Annotated in this window: 21 protein-coding genes and 1 CRISPR repeat array; of the genes, 14 read left to right on the top strand and 7 right to left on the bottom strand. The window is 39.2% G+C overall.

What is annotated here, in order from left to right:
* Positions 1 to 77: 77 nt before the first annotated feature.
* The 4 genes from rplU to FBQ94_RS00735 all read left to right on the top strand — a co-directional run bounded on the left by rplU (position 78) and on the right by FBQ94_RS00735 (position 2,688).
* A complete protein-coding gene (rplU, locus tag FBQ94_RS00750) occupies positions 78 to 398 on the top strand; it encodes a 50S ribosomal protein L21 (RefSeq protein ID WP_007220870.1) in 321 nt (106 codons plus the stop codon).
* Positions 399 to 449: 51 nt separating this feature from the next.
* On the top strand, positions 450 to 692 hold the full coding sequence (rpmA, locus tag FBQ94_RS00745; RefSeq protein WP_007220869.1) for a 50S ribosomal protein L27: 243 nt from the start codon (positions 450 to 452) through the stop codon (positions 690 to 692).
* 207 nt (positions 693 to 899) lie between these two features.
* Positions 900 to 1,910, top strand: a complete 1,011-nt coding sequence (gene obgE, locus FBQ94_RS00740; RefSeq protein WP_007220868.1) for a GTPase ObgE — start codon at positions 900 to 902, stop codon at positions 1,908 to 1,910.
* 10 nt (positions 1,911 to 1,920) lie between these two features.
* A complete protein-coding gene (locus FBQ94_RS00735; RefSeq protein ID WP_007220867.1) occupies positions 1,921 to 2,688 on the top strand; it encodes a type III pantothenate kinase in 768 nt (255 codons plus the stop codon).
* Here the strand turns inward: FBQ94_RS00735 and FBQ94_RS00730 are convergent.
* Positions 2,685 to 3,125, bottom strand: coding sequence for a TPR end-of-group domain-containing protein (locus FBQ94_RS00730; RefSeq protein ID WP_007220866.1), 441 nt, complete (start codon positions 3,123 to 3,125; stop codon positions 2,685 to 2,687). The genes FBQ94_RS00735 and FBQ94_RS00730 overlap by 4 nt on opposite strands.
* Before the next feature lie 144 nt (positions 3,126 to 3,269).
* Between FBQ94_RS00730 and FBQ94_RS00725 the strand changes: the two genes are divergently transcribed.
* The 7 genes from FBQ94_RS00725 to FBQ94_RS17405 all read left to right on the top strand — a co-directional run bounded on the left by FBQ94_RS00725 (position 3,270) and on the right by FBQ94_RS17405 (position 9,996).
* Positions 3,270 to 3,836 carry a hypothetical protein gene (locus tag FBQ94_RS00725; protein WP_007220865.1) on the top strand — a complete coding sequence of 189 codons (567 nt, stop codon included), beginning with the start codon at positions 3,270 to 3,272 and terminating at the stop codon, positions 3,834 to 3,836.
* A gap of 29 nt (positions 3,837 to 3,865) precedes the next feature.
* A complete protein-coding gene (locus tag FBQ94_RS00720; protein ID WP_007220864.1) occupies positions 3,866 to 5,206 on the top strand; it encodes an acetyl ornithine aminotransferase family protein in 1,341 nt (446 codons plus the stop codon).
* A 247-nt stretch (positions 5,207 to 5,453) separates the two neighbouring features.
* Entirely contained in the window at positions 5,454 to 6,095 is a 642-nt protein-coding gene (locus FBQ94_RS00715) for a TrkA C-terminal domain-containing protein (RefSeq protein ID WP_007220863.1), read from the top strand.
* A 1-nt stretch (position 6,096) separates the two neighbouring features.
* On the top strand, positions 6,097 to 6,783 hold the full coding sequence (locus FBQ94_RS00710) for a response regulator (RefSeq protein ID WP_007220862.1): 687 nt from the start codon (positions 6,097 to 6,099) through the stop codon (positions 6,781 to 6,783).
* A 2-nt stretch (positions 6,784 to 6,785) separates the two neighbouring features.
* Positions 6,786 to 8,555, top strand: a complete 1,770-nt coding sequence (pnpS, locus tag FBQ94_RS00705) for a two-component system histidine kinase PnpS (protein ID WP_007220861.1) — start codon at positions 6,786 to 6,788, stop codon at positions 8,553 to 8,555.
* A 155-nt stretch (positions 8,556 to 8,710) separates the two neighbouring features.
* Positions 8,711 to 9,397 (top strand): hypothetical protein, encoded by a 687-nt coding sequence (locus tag FBQ94_RS00700; protein WP_007220860.1) that lies wholly within the window; start codon positions 8,711 to 8,713, stop codon positions 9,395 to 9,397.
* A gap of 77 nt (positions 9,398 to 9,474) precedes the next feature.
* The gene (locus FBQ94_RS17405) at positions 9,475 to 9,996 is read left to right on the top strand and encodes a PH domain-containing protein (protein ID WP_007220859.1); all 522 of its coding nucleotides are present in this window, start codon (positions 9,475 to 9,477) and stop codon (positions 9,994 to 9,996) included.
* Positions 9,997 to 10,019: 23 nt separating this feature from the next.
* Here the strand turns inward: FBQ94_RS17405 and FBQ94_RS00695 are convergent, their stop codons facing one another.
* Positions 10,020 to 11,411: a sugar transferase gene (locus tag FBQ94_RS00695; RefSeq protein ID WP_007220858.1), complete on the bottom strand. Its 1,392-nt coding sequence runs from the start codon at positions 11,409 to 11,411 to the stop codon at positions 10,020 to 10,022.
* A 105-nt stretch (positions 11,412 to 11,516) separates the two neighbouring features.
* Positions 11,517 to 13,031, bottom strand: coding sequence for a B12-binding domain-containing radical SAM protein (locus FBQ94_RS00690; protein ID WP_040543555.1), 1,515 nt, complete (start codon positions 13,029 to 13,031; stop codon positions 11,517 to 11,519).
* 274 nt (positions 13,032 to 13,305) lie between these two features.
* Here FBQ94_RS00690 and FBQ94_RS00685 point away from each other — a divergent pair, with 274 nt between their 5' ends.
* From FBQ94_RS00685 to FBQ94_RS00675, 3 genes are all read left to right on the top strand, one after another.
* Entirely contained in the window at positions 13,306 to 14,865 is a 1,560-nt protein-coding gene (locus FBQ94_RS00685) for a YifB family Mg chelatase-like AAA ATPase (protein WP_007220856.1), read from the top strand.
* A gap of 250 nt (positions 14,866 to 15,115) precedes the next feature.
* Complete coding sequence (locus tag FBQ94_RS00680) at positions 15,116 to 15,385, top strand: type II toxin-antitoxin system Phd/YefM family antitoxin (RefSeq protein WP_007220855.1); 270 nt, start codon at positions 15,116 to 15,118, stop codon at positions 15,383 to 15,385.
* Positions 15,382 to 15,819 carry a type II toxin-antitoxin system VapC family toxin gene (locus FBQ94_RS00675; protein ID WP_007220854.1) on the top strand — a complete coding sequence of 146 codons (438 nt, stop codon included), beginning with the start codon at positions 15,382 to 15,384 and terminating at the stop codon, positions 15,817 to 15,819. The genes FBQ94_RS00680 and FBQ94_RS00675 overlap by 4 nt, the downstream gene beginning before the upstream one ends.
* Before the next feature lie 565 nt (positions 15,820 to 16,384).
* Here the strand turns inward: FBQ94_RS00675 and cas1 are convergent.
* From cas1 to FBQ94_RS00655, 4 genes are all read right to left on the bottom strand, one after another.
* Positions 16,385 to 18,700 (bottom strand): CRISPR-associated endonuclease Cas1, encoded by a 2,316-nt coding sequence (cas1, locus tag FBQ94_RS00670; protein WP_007220853.1) that lies wholly within the window; start codon positions 18,698 to 18,700, stop codon positions 16,385 to 16,387.
* Between the two features lie 442 nt (positions 18,701 to 19,142).
* Positions 19,143 to 19,310, bottom strand: coding sequence for a DUF5615 family PIN-like protein (locus FBQ94_RS00665; protein WP_007220852.1), 168 nt, complete (start codon positions 19,308 to 19,310; stop codon positions 19,143 to 19,145).
* A 5-nt stretch (positions 19,311 to 19,315) separates the two neighbouring features.
* The gene (locus tag FBQ94_RS00660) at positions 19,316 to 19,558 is read right to left on the bottom strand and encodes a DUF433 domain-containing protein (RefSeq protein WP_007220851.1); all 243 of its coding nucleotides are present in this window, start codon (positions 19,556 to 19,558) and stop codon (positions 19,316 to 19,318) included.
* A 342-nt stretch (positions 19,559 to 19,900) separates the two neighbouring features.
* Positions 19,901 to 21,106: a CRISPR direct-repeat array (repeat unit 36 nt; unit sequence GTACCGTGACATTAATTCCTTCCTTTAGTCTTCAAG).
* Positions 21,107 to 21,753: 647 nt separating this feature from the next.
* Positions 21,754 to 21,978 (bottom strand): hypothetical protein, encoded by a 225-nt coding sequence (locus FBQ94_RS00655; protein WP_285441923.1) that lies wholly within the window; start codon positions 21,976 to 21,978, stop codon positions 21,754 to 21,756.
* Positions 21,979 to 21,980: the final 2 nt, after the last annotated feature.

Below are 21,980 nucleotides of genomic sequence, written 5' to 3'. Positions count from 1 at the left end.
CATTTTTTACTTTATACCAAAATATTCTTATGTCTGAATATATGAAAACTAAATATAAAGAAAGGAGATAGTATTACATGTATGCAATAATAAAAGACAGGGGTAAACAATACAAGGTCAGGGCTGGTGAACGCCATCTTATTGATTTAAAGGCCAACGCACAGATTGGAGAAACTGTGGAGTTTCATGATATATTGGTTTATTCCGATGAGGGAGGTAATGCAGCTTTTAGAGCCGCAGATAATAAAAATGCAAAAGTTATTGCAGAAATTGAGGGTATGAAAAAAACTGCAAAGTCTATGACAATAAAATTTCGCAGAAGGAAAGAATCGATGACCAGAAAAGGACATCGTGAAAAATATACCCAGATAAAAATTAAAGAGATCCTTCTGGGTTAAACATCTATTTTTTATTAGTTTCCTGTATATTTTTAATCGGAGATTTATAACATGGCACATAAAAAGGGACAAGGTTCTTCTAAGAATGGAAGAGATAGTAATCCCCAAATGCGGGGTGTGAAGAGATACGGCGGACAATTCGTAACAGCCGGCTCTATAATAATCCGTCAATGTGGAACAAAATTCAGGCCGGGGATGAACGTTGGTATCGGAAAAGACGATACCCTTTTTTCTCTGATAGACGGCGTGGTAAAATTCGAAACAAGACACCGTGTAAGTGTATATAACTCTTAGATAAGTAACACATGAACCAAAAACGGAACAGCCATAATAATCAGGGAATTTAAAACATGTTGCAAGGAACGAATTGCAGACGATGCAAGGTGTTAACAGACACCCATACTTCGTTCCCTGCACCTATTTTAAAAGAAATTTTTTATAACGTGATTTTATCAATGCCGGTTATTATTATCCTGCACATCCTTATAATCTTTTAGAACTATGTTCATTGATGAAGCTGTTATATTCGTAAAAGGAGGGGATGGAGGAAACGGCTGTGTAAGCTTCCGGAGAGAAAAATACGTCCCTCACGGAGGCCCGGATGGGGGAGATGGTGGTAAGGGCGGAGACGTTATACTTCGTGTCAGTAATAAAATAGACACATTACTTGACCTTACTTCCCGGATAAAACATATTGCAGAAAGTGGGGTGCACGGAAAAGGATCTACGAGAAAAGGCAAGGATGGCAAAGATCTCCTTATCGATTTACCGCAGGGTACCATAGTTAAAGATAAAGAAAGTGGACGTATCTTAAAAGATATGAGCACTGTTGGCGAAAGCATTGTCATTGCAAGGGGAGGGAGAGGAGGAAGAGGAAACAAGCAATTTGCAACTTCTACAAATCAGGCTCCACGGAATGCAGAAAAGGGGAAACCGGGTGAAGAACGATGGTTGATCCTGGAATTAAAGCTACTCGCAGATGTTGGCTTCATCGGGATGCCGAACGCAGGAAAGTCAACATTGCTTTCCCGAATATCTGCTGCACGACCTAAAATTGCTGAATATCCTTTTACCACACTCCAGCCTCAATTGGGTATTGTTGAATCAGAAGATTACAAAAGATTTGTTGTAGCTGATATTCCAGGGCTTATTGAAGGGGCACATGGAGGAACAGGGCTTGGAGATAAGTTCTTACGCCATATTGAGAGAACAAAATTGCTCGTGCATCTTTTGGATATTTCACCCTGCGCAAAAATAGATCCCTCGGACGCATACCATATTGTGCGGAATGAATTGAAACAATTCAATCCTCAGCTTGCAGAAAAGAAGGAAATTATCGTTGCAAATAAAATAGATCTCTTAGATCCGGAGAGTTGTAATGAACACATTAAAATGCTCGAAGAAAAAATATCCAAATCTGTTTGTCCCGTTTCTACGGCTACCGGTAAAAATATACGCACACTTATCCATTTGATGGCAAGCGCCCTCCATGAGATCCAATCTGGTGCATGAGTAAATCGCCATGTTACTAGCCGTTGACATCGGCAATACAAATATTCACATCGGGATATTTGAAGAAGATATCCTGCATTCTTCCTATTCATTAGGAATCAGCTCTTCCCATGCATTTCAGGTAAATTTTACAGAAGTTTTGAATTCGGCCATCATATCCAGATCAAAAGCTGCTATCCTTTCCTCTGTTAATCCGAAAACAGAAGCTTTTGTTATTGAATATATTAAAAAATACCTCCTTATAAAACCCCGGCGTATTGGGAAAGACATTCCCATTCCTATCCCGGTGCTCACCGAGTATCCGGAAAGAGTCGGTATCGACCGATTAGTGAATGCAGTTGCAGCTTTTAAACGGACAAAAGACTGGACAATCATCATCGATGCAGGTACTGCAATAACGATTGATGTAATAAATAATACCGGGGCATTTATAGGAGGAATTATTGCGCCGGGCATGGATATATCTTCAAAAGCGCTACACAATTATACGGCGCTTTTACCTGAAATATCCGTCCATAAGCCAAAACATATTCTCGGCAAAAGAACGGAAGAAGCAATAAATTCTGGTATTTACTGGGGCACTGTTGGTATGGTAAATAAGCTCATAAATATGCTTTATGATGAGTTGAAATGCAAGCCAAGGATACTTGCAACCGGTGGAAATGCAAATATGTTAGCACAGGAAATCCCTTTTATTTCAGAGGTAATCCCACACCTTACTTTGGAAGGGATACAAGCTACCTATACAATTAGCCTTATTTCAAATAAACGATGTTAACGCTTTTTAATTTTTTCAATCAGTTTTTTGTATCGAATATCCCCTCTCAAAAGAATCAAATCCTCATCTTGTTCAAGATGATAAATATCATTATAGCCAAGCGTAATCGCATTTTCTAATGCATCGAAAGCAGCATCAGAATCTTTCAGCAACGCATAGCTACAGGCGAGGTTATAATAGACCAAAGGATCGTCCGGTCTAAGGCGACATAATTTCTTATCTATCAAAAGGCCTTTTTCATACATCCCGTTTGCCGTATACACGTTGCCTAAATATATAAGGCAATCAATATAATTTGGATTGTCTTCAAGAATACCCTCAAGAAACCATACGGTAAATTCTTCGCCTTCTTTTTTAAATTCCGGAAGATTAATGATAAATTCGTAATCAGGCAAGGTAATTGAGGTGAGAAATCTGTTTTTTGCTTCTGTTTCCATTTTTTGATCTTTTAAATAAAATATATTTATTTTATCATCAGGATTGAGTATAGTTGTTGCTCACTAGTAGTAAATATATGCAGAGAACACCTGTTTGTCAAGGTTAAGTATAAAGTTCTTGTTTCGAAACAATGGAGAAACACTATGCCGATCGATAAAAATTTTATAAAAAGCAAGCTTCAGAGCAAAGATGATACCTCACTCAAAACTCTTATTAATATTGTAGCATATAAGATATATGAAAGTCCGGAAAATATGGGGCCTGAGTCAAATTTTTTAGCCGCTATTGATGCAGTAACTCACTACATATCAAAAAACTTTACCGAGGTAAATGCATTTGAAAAACAATTATCCCGGTTTGATAAAGAACCACAATCCATAAACCAATTTGCTGATAAGATATATACTTACTATCAGGATAAGCAACAACTAACTTTTGAAATAGTCAAAGATTTAATTTCAAAAGGGAAAGATGTTCACGTAAAAATAATTACCGATATCGTGGCGTATAAAATCTATCAAAGCCCCGATGATAAAGGTCCGGAATTGAATTTTATATCTGCTGAAACATTTGTCGCCCATTATATATCAGAAAATTTTAAAAATCTACGTGAATTCAGAAAGTGTCTTGCAGACCTGGGAAAAGGCTCATATGGATTAGAAACCTTTGCAGACTTAGTATATAAATATTATTGTTCTAAAAGTTACTAACGCACACTTGATACGGTATAGGAGATTACATGTCACTAAAAAATTATCCTCGTATTCATACGAAACTTCCCGGCCCTAACGCAATTCAATATCTGGAAAAGGAAACACAGTTTATTTCACCATCTTCGACAAAGGGCTATCCACTCGTAGTAAAAAGCGCAAAAGGCATGCTTGTAGAGGATGTTGATAATAATATCTTCCTTGATTTTACGGCAGGAGTTGCCGTTTGCAACACCGGACATAATCATGATGAAGTCATATCATCAATTACCGGCCAGGCAGGCACCCTTCTTCACATGTCCGGGGCGGATTTTTATAACCCTCTGCAAATCCTCCTGGCTGAAAAGCTATCTGTGATCTGCCCAGGGTCTCATACCAAAAAAGTCTTTTTTGGGAATTCTGGCGCAGAATCGGTAGAAGCTGCTTTTAAATTAGCGCGATACCATACCAGGCGCAACATTGTCATCGCCTTTTACAACGCTTTTCATGGAAGAACCATGGGGGCGCTTTCGCTAACGGCTAGTAAATTAAACCAACGCAGGCATTTTTTACCTCTTATTTCAGAGGTTATTCATATCCCATATGCATATTGCTATAGATGTCACTATGGTTTAACCCCCAATAATTGTCATATGGCATGCGTAACATGGATACGAGAGGAGTTATTCAAAACAAAGGTATCTCCGGATGATGTGGCAGCAATCTTTGTTGAAATTATCCAGGGAGAAGGCGGATATATTGTGCCTCCAAAAGAATTTCATACGGCATTGTATCAACTAACACGCGATTATGATATCCTCTATGTTGCTGATGAAGTACAATCAGGTATGGGCAGAACAGGTAAAATGTTTGCCTCTGAGCATTTTGACATAATTCCCGACATCATTACCCTTGCTAAGGGTATAGCTTCAGGGCTTCCCTTATCTGCCACCGTTGCATCAGAAAAAATAATGGATTGGATACCGGGCAGTCATGCAAGTACGTTCGGAGGTAATCCCGTTAGCTGCCAGGCCGCGCTTACTACTATCAAGCTTCTCGAAGAAGGATTGATAGATAATGCTGCCAGACAAGGCGCCTACATCATAAATGAATTAAAGAGATTGGAGCGCACATATCCTATAATCGGCGACGTAAGGGGCTTGGGATTAATGCTGGCAATTGAAATTGTAAAAGATAAGGAGACCAAAGAATATGCTATCGAAGAACGGGATCGTATCGTCCAGAAGGCATTCTTAAAAGGACTTTTATTACTGACCTGCGGCCGCAGCGCAATCCGCTTCTGCCCACCCTTAATCCTCTCGAAAAATGATGCAGATATTGCATTATCTCTCTTTGAAGAATGTTTGAAAGAGACGATAGAAAGCAGATAATGCGAAAATAGAACGAGAAAAATTCTTCGATGTCGGGAAAACATCGGAAAATTAATAACTATACGGTAATGCTTTATCTAGAATCATTTCACCTCTTCGGGGTTGAATGTGGTATGTTCGGTTTCATACAGCGGGTACTATAGTCGCTGTCCCTATTAAGCATATATTATATGTTTGACTTGATTGTAGTTCTCGGTCGGCACGGTTTATTTTTGATTGTGCTGCATTTCATTAGTTAGGAGTTGTCGTGTTTCTTCTCATCGCATTATTACTGATTATCGCAACATACGCTACCAAGATAACATCAAAACTGGGCATTCCAGTATTACTGCTTTTCTTAGGAATTGGAATGCTAATCGGTAGTGACGCACTTAACTTCATTTATTTTGATGATGCGGTACTTACCCAAAAAATAGCCAATAAGGAAAATTTGTTCATCATGTGGGGAGGAATAAAGGGGGCTGTTCCCATCGTGTTGGCTACATATCCAGCCGTCTATGGTCTTGATGATAATCACTTTATCTTTAATATTGTATTTTTCGCAGTGTTTTTATCGTGTTTATTGCAGGGTACTACCATTGGTTGGGTAGCGGAGAGGCTAAAGTTATCCATTCCTTCTCTTCCCAAATCAAGACATTCTATTGAGTTAATTACTACGCAAAAAAGCGATATCGATGTCTTTGAGATACAAATTCCGGAAATATCAAGTATCGATGGTACGAGACTACGAGAATTAAACTTACCTCCCGATTCATTGATAACTTCAATAATGCGGGAAAATTATATTATTATCCCAAAAGAAGATACCATCCTAAAAAAGCATGATATACTATTTGTAATTGCACCATATAAAGAAACAGATCTTATTAGATCAGAGCTAAGTAAATAATATGCCAAAAGAAAAAATCCTTATTGTTGATGATGAGCAAGACCTTGTGAAACTCATACGCTATCACCTTGAAAAAGACGGATATAAAGTACTATCCGCCTCGAATGGAGAAGACGCACTCTTCATGGCCCGAAGAGAAAGACCGGAACTTATCGTATTAGACCTTATGTTACCAGGAATTGATGGTCTTGAGGTATGTAAAAAATTAAAAACAACCCCGGAGCTGGCTACCATTGCGATTGTTATGTTAACGGCAAAGGGTGAAGAATCCGATATAACAGTTGGTTTAAGATTGGGCGCAGATGATTATATAACAAAACCCTTCAGTCCAAAAGAACTCATAGCACGCATACAAGCAGTGCTCAGGCGAATAAAAACTTCTCTGGTAACACGAGATTATATTGAGATAGGCGATCTTGCAATTGATGTATACAAACATGAGGTATCCATACAAGGAGAATCTATTCCATTGACCCTCACAGAATTCAAGCTTCTTCACCAGCTTGCCAATAAGCCAGGGCGTGTATTTACCCGAGAGCAATTACTCGATGTGGTATCCGGATCCGAGATAACCGTTATTGACCGGACAATAGACGTACATATCGCTTCTTTGAGAAAAAAACTAAAGTCTTTTGCAAATTTCATCGTTACCATACGGGGAATTGGTTATAAATTTAAAGAGTACTAAGAATGATGAGAAATACATTGTTTTGGAAGATTTTTACAAGCTATATTATACTTTTGTGTCTATGCCTGATCTTTACAGGATATTTTGTAAGCAGGGTTATTAAGAAATATCAGGTAAATCTATTCACAAAAAACCTGGAATCTGATGCAACATTCATTCATCACTCTATCAAAGCATTATTATCAAAGAATGATACAGAAGAGATTACCCGCGTTTGTAAAACATTGAGCCGGCGTTTAAACCTTAACATCGTTATCACAACTTATACAGGAGAGATCATCAGCCAATCGGAAATTATGGAATCTATGAAATCTGGCCATAAAGACCGTATTGGTAATGTATTAAAAAACAAGACAGATACCATATATCACGATAGTCGCTCTGGATTAATCTATGCTGTTACACCGATAAAAGTGTCCGAAGACAGGAAGTTCTTTCTGATTACATCAGCCTCTTTTATAGCCGATACAGCAAGCCTAACTGCTGCTACAAAAACCGTTATACTTTATTTACTCCTCACATTTGCAATAACATTAGCTATGGGCTTTATCGTTATTAGAATAAATACATCCCCTCTCCTAAACATTACCCAAATAGCACAAAATTTTGCACAGGGCAATTTTGCCCGAAAAGTAGAAATTGTTTCTTCAGATGAAATGGGCGATCTGGCAAATGCCATCAATACTATGGGCGTTGAACTCCAATCCCAAATGCAAACTATTCTGGATGATAAAAATAAATTGGACGCTATTATGGTTAATATGAACGATGCGATAATCACAACAGACTTACAGGAACGAATTATTCTTATCAACCATGCAGCTAAAGTCTTATTTGGAATACCAAAGATTACCTTGCATATAGATTATCTATGGGAAAAGATACGAAATGAGAAATTATGTAATCTGGTGAGGGAAACCATTCAGACTCAAACGGCCAGGATATCAGAAATTGAGCTTCTTTCACCTGAAAAGAAATTGTTACAAGCTCACCTTTCCCTTATCCAGATTGATAAAAATACCCGGGGAGTTCTTCTTGTGTTCCATGATATTACAGAATTGAGGAAACTCGAAAACACACGGAAAGAATTTGTCGCCAATGTATCTCATGAATTAAGAACACCTCTCGCTTCCATCAAGGGATATGTGGAAACATTACTCGATAATACGGTAATAGATCAGGAACATTTACGAGAATTTCTCACGATTATCATGAAACATACCCAGAGGCTCGATAACCTGATTAAAGATATTCTGGAGTTATCCAAATTAGATTCCCATGATTTAAAAATAGAACTTCGGAGTTTAGACATACATCCTTGTATAGAAGGTCTGTTTTCACATTACAAGGAACACTGCATACAAAGAGATCAAACTTTTGAACTCAATATACCTCATCGTATACCCATGATTGAAACAAATGAATATATCTTGCGCCAATTGTTAACCAACTTGCTTGATAATGCTATCAAATATACACCAAAAGGTGGTCGGATAGGTCTGAAGATTGAACCGGTCAATTCATCTGTACTGTTTGAAGTATCAGATACAGGTATCGGTATTCCCAAAGAACATATCCCGCGCATATTTGAGAGATTCTACCGGGTTGATCCGGCTCGGTCCCGCGAAATGGGAGGAACAGGATTAGGTCTTCCTATAGTTAAACATATTGTTAATCTCCACCATGGACTTATTAAAGTCGAAAGTACTCCAGGTGTTGGAAGCAGATTCATAATCACACTACCGAAACAGCAGCCCAAACGTACAACGTAACTCAATCACACCTTGATCACCGATAAATACAGATTAACTAAAAATGATTATTCTCATTAATTATTTTATTTAAAGTGGAACAATTTCACCTTATAATTATGGAATGGTTTATGCGAATCTTATCTATGATCTCATAAAGATTTGGATTTAATAGTATGGAACTTATACTTGATAGTATAGAAGGACTGATTTATATATACGAAGAGATATTTTGGCTTAAAGAATGCCTCACCGTATTTAAGTCTATAATTGTTTTTGCTTTAGTTAAATGGATGCTCAAGTTTAGTTATGGGGCAGAATTTTTTTTATATCTGGGCACCCTCATCGGCGTTGCATGTATTTTCTTTGGCGATATTGGTTATTTGAGTGATAACGATGTGCTTAAACTCATTGCTCCAACTTGCTTATGCTTGCTCATATACAACAAAAACGGAAACATTGATACCATCCTGTTTGCTTTTCTTATCCCCTATTTTATTACCTCTTTTGAATTCTACCGAAGTTTCTATATCGCAATAGAATCTATAGGATCACATCTACTGATTATTTTTTGTATCATGATTGTTAAAGAAAATATTTATCTTTCTTTATTTATCAGCATCGTAATTGGCTTACTTATTAATTTCATTGGCTATAACAGTCCTCCGGGCACGAATGATCTCCTGTTAAATCCAGCGTTAATTACCTTATCGGTAAAAGGGCTTGAATTTTATACAAAAAATACCCGGTATACGGAATTTTTAAAGTCTTTCTGGGCGACACTTTTATGTTTTGCTTATTTCGGAAGCTGGATCTTTCATTGTATAAAACCAATATGTCCCCTTGAGTACAATCTTAAATGATTTATTTTTATATACCTTTACCTTGACATATAAAATTCTCTTTCTTATAATTAAAAGTAGAATCTATTAAAGCAGGAATGTTAAACATAGGGGTTCTGTTAACCGCAAAAATCGTGAATAAAAAACATATTCGCAAAAAAAACACAAAAACTGAAATTATTCAATCCTTAAGGCCTAGTATTCTCCAATACTGGCTCGCATCTATTTTTCTTGCATTTTCAATTTTCTTATCATTTCGAAGATTTGGTGTAAACACTATCACAGGAATAAGCATATTATCTGTTAGCAGTTCTCTTGCTGCTTATATTATTATTTCAGTTTGCACTACGAGATATTTAATTACACATCGGGGACTTTTGGTCAGACAAGGCCCTTTCTCAATAAAATTTAAAGAAATAAGCTATTGTGATATTAATAATATTATGATCAAACAAGGGTCTGTGCAAAAGCGTTTTAAAATTGGCAGTCTCACCATAAATACTGAGTGTATTAGCCGTATATTGAGAGGAATTAAAAATCCCCATAAAATAAAAGAGCTCATTAACAAACAAAAGGCATCTGAATATGAAAGGCGTACATTATTGAGGAGAATGTTATAATTATTCGCGGAAAAATCCCTGTTTCATTTTCCCTTTCCGAATAATACTACATTTATAGTCTTGAGCAATATTACAAAATCCAGAAGGAACGACATATTTTTTATGTAATAGAGGTCGTATTGTAATTTTTCTTCGGTTTGCTCAATTGATGATGCATAAGGGTATTTTATTTGCGCCCAGCCTGTTAAGCCTGGTCTTACAGTAAGTCGCTGGTTATAAAAAGGTATTTTTTCCTCAAACTCTTTTATGAAGACTTGTCTTTCCGGACGAGGTCCGGTTAAACCCATATTCCCATTCATAATATTTAACAGTTGAGGAATCTCATCCAACCTCCACTTTCTGAGGAATTTTCCAACCCCTGTAATACGGGGATCATTATCTGTAGTATAAACTGCGCCCGTATTTAATTCTGCATCCTCTAACATGGTGCGAAATTTTACCATGGTAAACCTTCTCTTGTCTTTTCCCATACGTTCCTGGGTGTAAAAAATACTGCCCTGCGAGGTAGCTTTAATGAGTATCGCTATAATGAGCATACCAGGTGTTAACAGGATGAAAAGCATGAACGCAATGAATACTTCAAAAACGGGTTTAACTAATTTGCCGTATAATTTCGGTTTGCCGATAAGGATATGTAACATCCATGTATCATTAATGTGATGAAAGGGGATTTTACCGGTAAGTTGCTCATAAATGGCTGGCATATCAATAATATCAATCCCACTCCATGAACAGCGAATCAATGCCTTAATCAAATCGGCATGCTTCTCATGGGTAATAGCGACAATAATGAGATTAATAGCATAGGTATGAATAATAGTGGGTAAGGCATATCTATTACCAATCACGGGAATTCCACCAATACGTGTATCCCTCTTCAGCTTATCGTCATCAATAAAGCCAATAACTTTTAACCCTGTTTTTTTTGACTTTTTTATCTCGTCCAAAATCGACTTCCCTGCCCAGCCGGCGCCAATAATTAATGTATTTCGGTGAAAAATCGGATGATCGAGTAAATAGCTATACAAAATCCTCCAACCTATGATAAAAAGCGTAATAAGCACACCTAATATTATGAATACGCCACGTCCTATTCTCAGTGACCAACTCATATAAAACAGAAACGTTGTAATAATAAATGCACTGGTGGATGCAGAAATGATAGTTATGATATTACTTACAGACTTAAAGTCTTTCCGCATATCATAAAGTTCGGTAAGAAAGAACGTGAAAACAAAGATTAACCCGGTCAATAGAAACGACACGAGATTATCTCTTATATAGTCCCATCCGGTACTTAGACCTAAACGAAGTATCGCTGATAAAAAGATAGCGCCATTTACAATAATCACATCCCCTGCACTAAGGATTATCTGGCGTTTTGAGAATGGATAGTTAAAAATCTTAATTGGCATAAGAGAAATGGATTTCTTTATCCAGAGGAAATTACTGTTGCATTAGCGCTCTCAACAGGAGGTTCACATGATAAATTTGAACCTGCAAAGAGATAAGCAATCATGCTAAATCCAACCAAAGAATTTTTCGATATCATTGAAGAAAATCCCGGGATTATTTACATAAAGATAGCTTCTGGCCTTTACCCTTTCAAAGATGCGTATAAAGCCTTTATTATAATGGTGAAAGGCATTCTTTAGCTCGTTTTCCAATACTGCAAAATCCTCGTGACTCATAGTATCAATCCTTCGATTTACATCCTTCAGATAATAGCCGCTCGGTATGCGGGTAAAGAAATCCTCATATGACATTTCTTTATTTAAAAGTCCGGATTCAACACCGATATCAAAAAGTCTTGTACCGGGGAAAGGCTCATAGACGCCGATCGAGGCAAAACCAGGCTTTATCTCATAGAGTAAATCAAGAGTATGCTTAGTATCTTCTTTCGTCTCCGTAGGTATACCCATCATAAAATAAGCTGTCCAATGAATACCTGCTTCACGGAAGAGTCTTGATGATTCTTTTATCCGTTCCAGGGTAATACCTTTATCTATTAACTTTAATATTCTTTCACTGCCCGATTCAATTCCAACCTTTATGCTATTACAGCCGGCCTTTTTCATAGCTTTCAGGAGCTCTGAATCCACTAAATCTACCCGTGTATTGCAATCCCAATTGATCTTTATCCCTGCATCTGACAGGCAATCGCAAAATTCCAAAACCCTCTTTCTGTGAATAGTAAAAGAATCATCCTTAAAGGTAAATTGACGGGTTCCATAGCGTTGGTATACATACTTGATTTCTTCTAAAATATTTGTTAAAGAGCGGTACCTCACTTTTTTTGTCCATATCTGTGTTGCACAATAGGAACAATTATACGGGCAACCCCGGCTTCCCATGAGTAAGCCCATATCTTCTGAAGTATAGGTATGCAATCCTAAAAGTGATTCCCGGTCCGGAAATGGAAGGCAATCTAAATTATCGATAAACCTTCCTGTCGCATTATGGATATTTTTATTACCATCCCGATAAGAGAGTCCGTATACGTTACTGAGGGCAGGAGAAATATCTGTTTTACCATTGCCGGCATGGGAGCCGGTGTCTGCCGTGCTTAATATGTTTACCAATTCAAGCATTGATGTTTCACCCTCTCCGTTTATAACAAAATCAACATCTCGCGTGTTTTTAAGAATTTCATCTGCCTTTAACGTTGCATGGGGACCGCCAAAAATAACGTAACAATTTTTATTATATCTTTTTACTAAAGAAGCAACAAGGAATGCAGATGCTGCTTTAGGAGTCATAACGGTTATCCCAACGGCGTCAGGTTGGAATTTCTCAAAGACCCGGGGAATTTCTTTGATAATCGGATTTTCCGGATTCTTCAACTCCTTTACATAGGTATGATATTTATCAGGCAATCTCGTATAATCTATACCCTTTGGACTTACATTACAGTCAGCATCATACAGGGTTACCTGATGTCCGGCCTTTTTAAGTGTTGAGGATAGATAACTTAGTCCTAAAGGAAAATAACGGTTATAGTAATTAAAAAATCTATAAAAGGGAGGATCTATCAAAAGAATTTTCATTTTTGATATACAATTTTGGATTTGATGTGGTGTATGAGGCTCTCTCCACACATTAGTATAACACACATAGACATATGCCGTTCCGGGTATACAACATATTACCTGATAATTTTAACATAAAAAAATATCCAGGCAATGGTAAAACCCTAGAAAACTGAGAAGCAAAGGTATATAATATCCGAAATTATCGAAGAGCAGGGAAAATACCCTATGCATATTCTTAATTAGTTAGAATTACAAAATAAAGTTATCACAACTATCTATGCTGGCAAAAGTTAAAAGTGTTGCCGTTTTCGGAATTGACGCATATTTATTAGATATTGAGATTTATATCGCCACAGGCGATATGCCTTATGTCGCCATCGTTGGGTTGCCTGACACTGCGGTTAAGGAGAGTCGCGACAGAGTAAAGGCAGCAATCAATACCAGCGGTTACCGATTTCCCCACAAGCCGATGACTATAAACCTGGCGCCTGCGGACCGCAAGAAAGAGGGGCCTGCTTTCGAATTACCCATAGCGATCGGAATCCTTATAGCAACTGGCCAAATCGGAATACAAGACGTCCGGGAATATGCTATTGTAGGCGAGCTATCGTTAGATGGCAGGTTACGTCCTGTTAAGGGATGCCTATCAATGGCGCTGAAATGCAAAGAACTGGGTATAAAGAAATTGCTGGCTCCCTCCGAGAATGTATCTGAGGCGGCTATTGTTGCCGGGATTGATGCTATCCCTGTTAAAACCCTTGCAGATACTGTAGGAATACTCACCGGATCTATCCCAGCCATTCCTCACAAGGTTACGGTAGAAGAGATATTTAAGGAATCCGGCAGCTATGATGTGGATTATGCCGATGTAAAAGGCCAGGAACATGCTAAGCGGGCGCTGACAGTTGCGGTAGCCGGAAATCATAATCTCATTATGGTAGGGCCGCCAGGGTCAGGCAAGACAATGCTTGCACAACGGATACCTACTATCATGCCATCTCTTACCCTGGAAGAAGCTTTAGATACAACCAGGATTTATAGCATAGCAGGCCTTCTTAATCCTGGACAATCGTTGATTGCAACAAGACCTTTTCGTGCCCCGCATCATACCATTAGCACTGCCGGGCTAGTTGGAGGTGGTTCATTTCCAAGGCCAGGAGAGATCAGCCTTTCACATCACGGGGTACTTTTTTTAGATGAGCTTCCGGAATTCGACCGAAAGACACTGGAAGTGCTTCGGCAGCCTCTGGAGACAGGCAGTATAACAATTTCACGGGCTATGAGCTCGGTTACTTACCCGGCAAGCTCAGTCCTCGTAGCTTCTTGCAATCCATGTCCCTGTGGATTCTATACAGATAAACAACGCCCTTGCCGCTGTACGCCTCACCAAATTCAAAACTACATGTCAAAAGTTTCCGGGCCTCTGTTAGATAGAATTGATATACAACTGGAGGTTCCGGCTGTGCGCTACGGTGAGCTTGTTGCAGACAGAGAGGCACAGTCTTCAGATGATATGAGGAAAAAAGTACTGGCAGCCCGTATAATGCAAAAAGAACGCTTTAAAGACCTGCTCGCCAATCATGGCCAAGAACAGGGAATTATGGTGAATGCCCGTATGTCCTCTAAACAAGTCAAAAAGTATTGTATCCTTGATAAACCCGCAGAAACACTACTACACCAGGCAATGACGGATTTAGGAATTTCTGCGCGTGGACATAGCAAGGTACTCAAAGTAGCGCGCACTATTGCGGATATTGATGAAAGTCAAATCATAAAGATAGACCATATATCAGAGGCAATACAGTACAGAAGCCTGGACAGGACTTTGTGGAAGTAACGGCTCATCTTTTTCCTTGCTGATTTAAGCTTGCACATGGTAAAGATTGGTCTGAAATTCGAGAGGTTTTCTTTGTTTGTTTTTGCATAATTTTATGGCCTCCTCTGCTTTTATCGGTTATCAAAGATTTCTACTTTCTTGATTATCGCATAAAATTATGCACTGTAAAGATTGGCAAAAGGCCAATCGCGTATGTCTCATCTTTTTAAAACTATTGACAAAGGTAGCTACTTGCTATTAAAACGTAGCTATGATTACTGTCGGTATTAAAGAGTTAAAAAACAGATTAAGCCATTATCTCCGCGAAATAAAGAAAGGCGAAAAGATAGTAATTACCGAAAGGGAAAAGGTAATAGCCACCATTGTTCCTGTGGAAAGAGCAAACGAAGACCCCCAACTCCTTTCTCTTGTTAAAGAAGGTTTTGCTGTGTGGAAAGGCGGTAAACCCGTGGGAAGTGAATATCCTGTTAAAATCAAAGGGAAGACCGTTTCTGAGATTGTCATTGAGGAGAGAAGGTGATCCTTTATCTTGATACCAGCGACCTGGTAAAATTGTACGTTGAGGAAATTGGCTCTAAAAGAACGAAGGATATGGTCCGCACTGCAACAGTTGTTTCTACTTCAAAAGTAGCTTATGCCGAAGCAAGGGCTGCCTTTGCAAGGAAACAGAAAGACGATGGGATTTCTAAGGAGATACTGCAAAAAATTGCAGAAGATTTTACCAGAGACTGGGAAAGTTGTTTTATACTTGAGGTAACAGATGGTTTAATACGGCTTGCCGGTGATATTGCCCAAAAGTATCTTCTCAGGGGTTTTGATGCCGTTCATCTGGCATCAGCCATCAATTTAAAGCACAAAATCAGATCAGAGGTGTATTTTTCAAGTAATGATGCAAAACTAAACCATGCTGCGGAAAAAGAAGGAATGGTTTTCATTCAATATTTTTCGCCATAACTTATGGTGATTCTGTCTATGACAAAGTCTTTGTCATGCGCCCTCTTTTCATTGATGAGTTCAACCTCCTTGTACACACATAATACCTGTGCCATTTTCTCGTCAAACACAGAATCCCTTTTTTCAAGGTAATACCGAACCTTGTGCGGTCTTATCTCAGCCTCGTTAGGTATCACCCATAATTTCGACCTCGAAAGTTTTATCAATCGGTCTCGCTTGCTCTACAGAATGATATACCAGAAGCTATCCCAAAACCTATTTTTGTACGGAAACCTCTTTCTCTCTTCAAATGATTCTTGATACTAACAGTGAGGTTTTTAGATAACTCCAGACCGGGTGGCACGGACAAACCATGTCCCCGTACGTCTTGAACGGGAATCTTTTGTTCGTGCTTATTTACACATAGATTATGGATTACAAAGCACTGACAAACAAAGCTTGTCAGCGCCACCCCAGGAACCAGCTTGCGGAGTATGAAGATTTCTATACTTATAAATACTTATATCTCAAATAATTATAGTTACTAAATTACTGTTTTGGGATGGCCTCTATTACAAACGAAAAACTACCAACGTCCCAGAAAAGGATGGTATTGGGCTTTATCAGAGAGATGTCTTTTAATATTGTAAGCCTGTTCCTGAATAACCTCCCGAAGAGTAAGCCTGCGGCCGTGAAACCAGACCTCGTTTGAAAGGCGGCTTATGACCGATTTTGAAATCTTTTTCCTGGTTTCCGTGGCAAGCATGCCGTCATCCCCTTGCTCCAGCCTTTCTCCCCTGTTCAGCATCGTGAATATCCCCCTATCAACGGCAAACGGACGGAACTCTTCAATAAGGTCATAAATAAGGGTTGGTTTTCCCGTCTGATAGCTGTGAAGAAAACCCGCCATAGGATTAAGTCCTGTCCTGATAACTGCATTTAAACAATCTCCATAGAGGATGCCATAGCCGTAGTTCAAAGCCGAATTTACCAGGTCAGTAGCGCCGTGCCTTACCCGTCCGGAGAACTGTACCCCATTACGAAACAGATGTCCCACGATCTCCCAATATGCAGCCCCGAATGCCCCTTCCCATCCCATCATCTGCTGCCGGAATGTTTCCGGATCAGAAAGAACTGTGGCGTTTTTAATCTTCTCAATACCATCGCTCAGAAATTGTCGCCTTTCTACAAAAATCTTTCCAAAGCCGTTTTCACGGTTCAACGGGTATTTGAAATAATATTTCAGGAGCGCAAACTGGTTTTTGACCTTTCCAAGAATAAACATCTTTGCAAGGGTGAGACCTTTTTCTTTATCTCTTTCAGTTATCTGTAACAAAGAAACCTCACCGGAACTTCCGCCCGGCGGACCAACTACCGCAATAATCTTGCCCAGGTTATCTACGAAATGGATGTAGACGTCCTTCTTCATACAAAGTTCTACCACATCACCGGAGATGGAAACACCCCTTCCGCTTAAAGTCAGTCCTGACAGCCGTACCACCGGTAGTTCGCTTACAATCCTCTGTTTGCTCATAACCACAATCCGTTCCCCTCTTTTCCCGACAAAATGTCCGGGCGTTGTAACAATCAGATTCCCGCTTTCACCGGATTCCTTCCTGCACTTTTGTCTTTTTCTTGAGATCTTTTTCTCAACAGAGTGATTTATCCTGGCAGTATCATGGTTGACATCATCTGTCTCCACCGTTTTTATGGCTTGTGCCCAGAGGCCTTCCCATTTTTTAAAACCGTCTCTTTTCCCATCCGCAATCAAAGACGGAAAGGAAAGTCCCTGGGGAGGAATACGATCCCACTTTCCCGTCTGAATCTTCGAAGTAGCCAGAGTCAGGAACTCTTTTTCTATGAAACAATCAATCTCAGAAAACTGCCGGGTGGGGTTAAGGAAACTATAATATCGTTGCCAACTCTCTACCTGGTTGGTCAATTTCGATATAACCTCTTCCGGAGTTTTTACCATTTTTTGTGCCAGAAGCCATCGTATCTTCTTTTTCATCTTTTTTATCTTTTTTGTATCAATCGCCCTCTCTTTTCCGCAAAAACGGACTCCCAGAAAGGTGAAGCCTTCATCAATGTGTTTTGGAGAAGATTCATCACGATTCAGCATCAAACCGAGGGAATCCTTTAAAAATTCCACAATTTGGACATCAGATGAAACAACCTCTTCCTGGCTCTCACCCAATATCACATAGTCATCGGCATAACGTATCCAATCAACTCCCAATTTTGTGGCAAACACATCCAGGGGGTGGAGGTAGAGGTTTGCCAGAAGCGGAGAGATAACACCCCCCTGACGTATACCTGCCTGCACGTTCCGCCAGCGTCCATTTTTTTCTACCAGACCCATCCTGCACCACAAGGCCACCAGCTCGACCATTGTGGGTTCTCCCTGCACCAGGGCAGAAAACTGTTCCATGAGACGGTTATGGTCTACGGTATCGAAGAAATTATCAATATCCCTCTGCACTACCCACGTCTTTTTTCTATTGTTCAGGCTGTTTTCAACACGCCGTATAGCCTTATAGTGACCCGTGCCGGGCCGATAGGCATAGCTGCAATCTAAAAACATCTTCTCGGCAAGAGGTTCTACCACCTCCAGCATGGCGGCCTGAACTACCTTATCGGCAACGGAGGGAAGTCCTAACTCTCTCCACTCATTTTCCTCATTAAATTTTGGAATATATGTTACTGCGGCAGGTTGAGGAATATAACGGCGTTCTCGTATATCCTTCTGCAGTTTGGTGATATGTTGATCAAGACGGTGACCAAACTCCTCTACGGTAATACCATCAAGCCCACCGGCGGCCTTTTTTGAGGCAATGCGGCGATATGCGGTAAGGAAGTTAGACGTGCTTAAGAACTGTTCGAGAAGGTTTTCTGCTATCATACTAACGAATTAATCGCACGTTTTGTGAAAAAGGTGACAACGAAAAACCTAAATTCAGATAACCAGTATACCTAAAATACAATGTATATGGCAGAAAGCCCTTCAATTATTTTTTATCTTCGCCTAAGCATAATATTAGATCCTTTCCTTAGTTTTCAATTTTGCTTTTTTAAACAATCTGTGTAAACGTATCTATGTAGTTGCCTGCCCCCCTGATATGAAAAATACGTAGTCATTGATCTTCTACAGGAATTTTTTTTACACGATACCCGTATTCGTCTATTGATACAATAGCCCCTTTAGCAATAAAAACTTCTACGGAAGGTAGCACATTCAAAAGAATTCTCGTAATTATATCCGGTTTGACATCGGCAACTCGCAAGGAAACAACACTTGGGCTGTTAAGTCCGCTTTGAACAATAATTGCGGAAAAATCTAAATCTTAAGTAATAATTACAGCCTGCTCTTTGCTTGCTAATTGAATAATCTCACTGTCGGAAGACGTAGAAGGAAGATTGTCTGTAACACGGGTAACCGTATACCCTGCTTTTTGTAATTCTTTAACAGTAAGTGGTGAAATGTGTACGTCTGCTATAAACTTTAATCTCATAGCCTCTACTCATGAGTGACTTGAAGGGGATAATAGTATTCTCCGGCAAGCCATGCTGCATATTCTATCGCTTGAAGGATGTCTTTCTCTTCAAGTTCCGGGTATGCCTTCAATATTTCTCCATGACTCATACCTGAAGCAAGTAATTTAAGTACGAAGGCAACGGTAATTCGCATTCCCCGTATAGTAGCTTGTCCCATACAAACTTCCGGCTTGACTGTTATACGATCAAATAATTTCTTTCTCATTCTTGCCTTCCTTTCCCGGTATTTATTCTACTTGTACCTCTCATGTAGGTCAGGGCATTTCCCGCTATAATAAACCCAGTTGTTCCGAATTTCAATGGCTACTCATCATCGGATTGATCAATTTATTGGTAGGCGATGCCTACCCTACATGGCTGTAAAACTTTATGGTCCAAAATCTGTGTAATCCGTGAAATCTGTTGTTTCAATCTCCTTTTATCGGTCTGAGATTTCACCTCGTTAGATTATACCATATTTACTGTATTTCTTCAGGTTAAACCTCAGATTGTGATATAAAAGCTTCCCTTAAACTCTAACCTGCACGTACCGGACAACACGCCGGTATGGCCGCAACATTAAGTCCTTCCTTTAGTCTTCAAGTACGTTGAGGAAGACAAGAAAAAAGTCGTGATTAAACCTCTCGTACCGTGACATTAGTTCCTTCCTTTAGTCTTCAAGACATCGCAGAAGGAACATTAGATGAATATGAATACATGTACCGTGACATTAATTCCTTCCTTTAGTCTTCAAGAAATTGATTGACGGGACTTGGGTTGAAGCAAAAAATTATGTACCGTGACATTAATTCCTTCCTTTAGTCTTCAAGGGATTTATACTAGGGCGTAAGATCGCGGAGCTGGCGGTACCGTGACATTAATTCCTTCCTTTAGTCTTCAAGCTTGCGATTGATATACTGGTTTCTCCCAACGTCCTTGGTACCGTGACATTAATTCCTTCCTTTAGTCTTCAAGTTGTTTAATTTTTAATTTAAGAAGTGGTAGTTTTTGTACCGTGACATTAATTCCTTCCTTTAGTCTTCAAGTGATTAAAAAAAATAGGACTTTCTGCGTTTTCTTGTACCGTGACATTAATTCCTTCCTTTAGTCTTCAAGTGCTAATTGTTAAAATCAGACGAAAGGAGCTAATACCGTACCGTGACATTAATTCCTTCCTTTAGTCTTCAAGAAAATGATAGTAATCTAACAGGGCTGCTGGTTGTGTACCGTGACATTAATTCCTTCCTTTAGTCTTCAAGTCAAGTATGGGGCTCTTACCACAAACAAAGCCCCGTTGTACCGTGACATTAATTCCTTCCTTTAGTCTTCAAGCAAATGGTTTTTCTGCAAAATGCGGACCTTGCGCTGTACCGTGACATTAATTCCTTCCTTTAGTCTTCAAGAGGTTCTGTGGCGCGAAACAATAAAAAAAAAGAGGAAAGTGTACCGTGACATTAATTCCTTCCTTTAGTCTTCAAGAAATCGCGGAGCTAGCAGGGAAAAACCTTGCGCTAGAAGGTACCGTGACATTAATTCCTTCCTTTAGTCTTCAAGCTCGTCGGACAACTATGAGGACATCCTCGATCTCCGTACCGTGACATTAATTCCTTCCTTTAGTCTTCAAGCTCACGAGGGCGGTGTGCCTCATGTGGTTAAACAAACGTACCGTGACATTAATTCCTTCCTTTAGTCTTCAAGAAGGAACTTAGAAGGCAACAATTAGTGGTGCCATTTAGTCGTACCGTGACATTAATTCCTTCCTTTAGTCTTCAAGACCTCTCAAACATTGAGGTTATATACTGGCAGGAAGGGTGCCGTGTTGTAAACCATTGAAATTGCCGTAAATAAAAAGTTGGAAAAAAGTTCGCAAACCTCCTTTCTAAAAGCATGAAAAGGTTGAAATTTGCATAACGCAAAAGTGTTAACCCATTGATTTTCAAACTACTTACCTCATCTAAAAATTTCGCAAACCTCATGACCGGATTATCGAGAACCGGGATTTTCGAAAAAACCGCCTTTCGTCTCTACGCTCTCGCCTCCACAAGACTGAAAAAGCTCCTGAAGTATATATCTCTAAAGTTCTTTACTGATCAGGGCTTATAATCTAAATCAAAACACCCTGTTTCTTTATACAAGATTAAACTTCTTGCGGATATTTCCGGATCATATACCGGTCTTTCGCAAACCTGCGGAGATAGGAACTACACAAACGAGGTTTGCGAACTTTTTTCGAATAACACACTGAGACAGATTTCACGCTAACTACGCCCCGTCACTTTTGTTATCCCACGTTGATAGAGAAATACCGACATTCGCAAAACGTCAACCCGTTTTGTGCTCGTCCATTGCAAATCTCAACGTTCCATAGCAGCGAACTTGGTCACTCATGCAGCCAGTTGCTCACGAATTTGTATAGTAATATCAATTTTTTCCATCAATCCTCTTTATTTCCGTAGTTAACTCTGCCCTGAGTAATTTTAATTTATCATCTAAAGAATCAATGCGTACACTTAGTTTATCATCTAAAGAATCAATGCGTGCACTTAATTTATCATCCAGGAAGGCAATGCGCGCATGCAATGTCTTGTCTAAGGAGTCAATCTTCGTACTTAACTTTTCGTCTATAGAACTTATCCTCTCGTCCAAAC

The organism is Candidatus Jettenia sp. AMX1, assembly GCF_030263775.1.
In the GTDB taxonomy this organism is placed as follows: domain Bacteria; phylum Planctomycetota; class Brocadiia; order Brocadiales; family Brocadiaceae; genus Jettenia; species Jettenia caeni.
The sequence above is the reverse complement of the archived record's forward strand: the minus strand, read 5'-3'. Positions and strand labels throughout refer to the sequence as shown.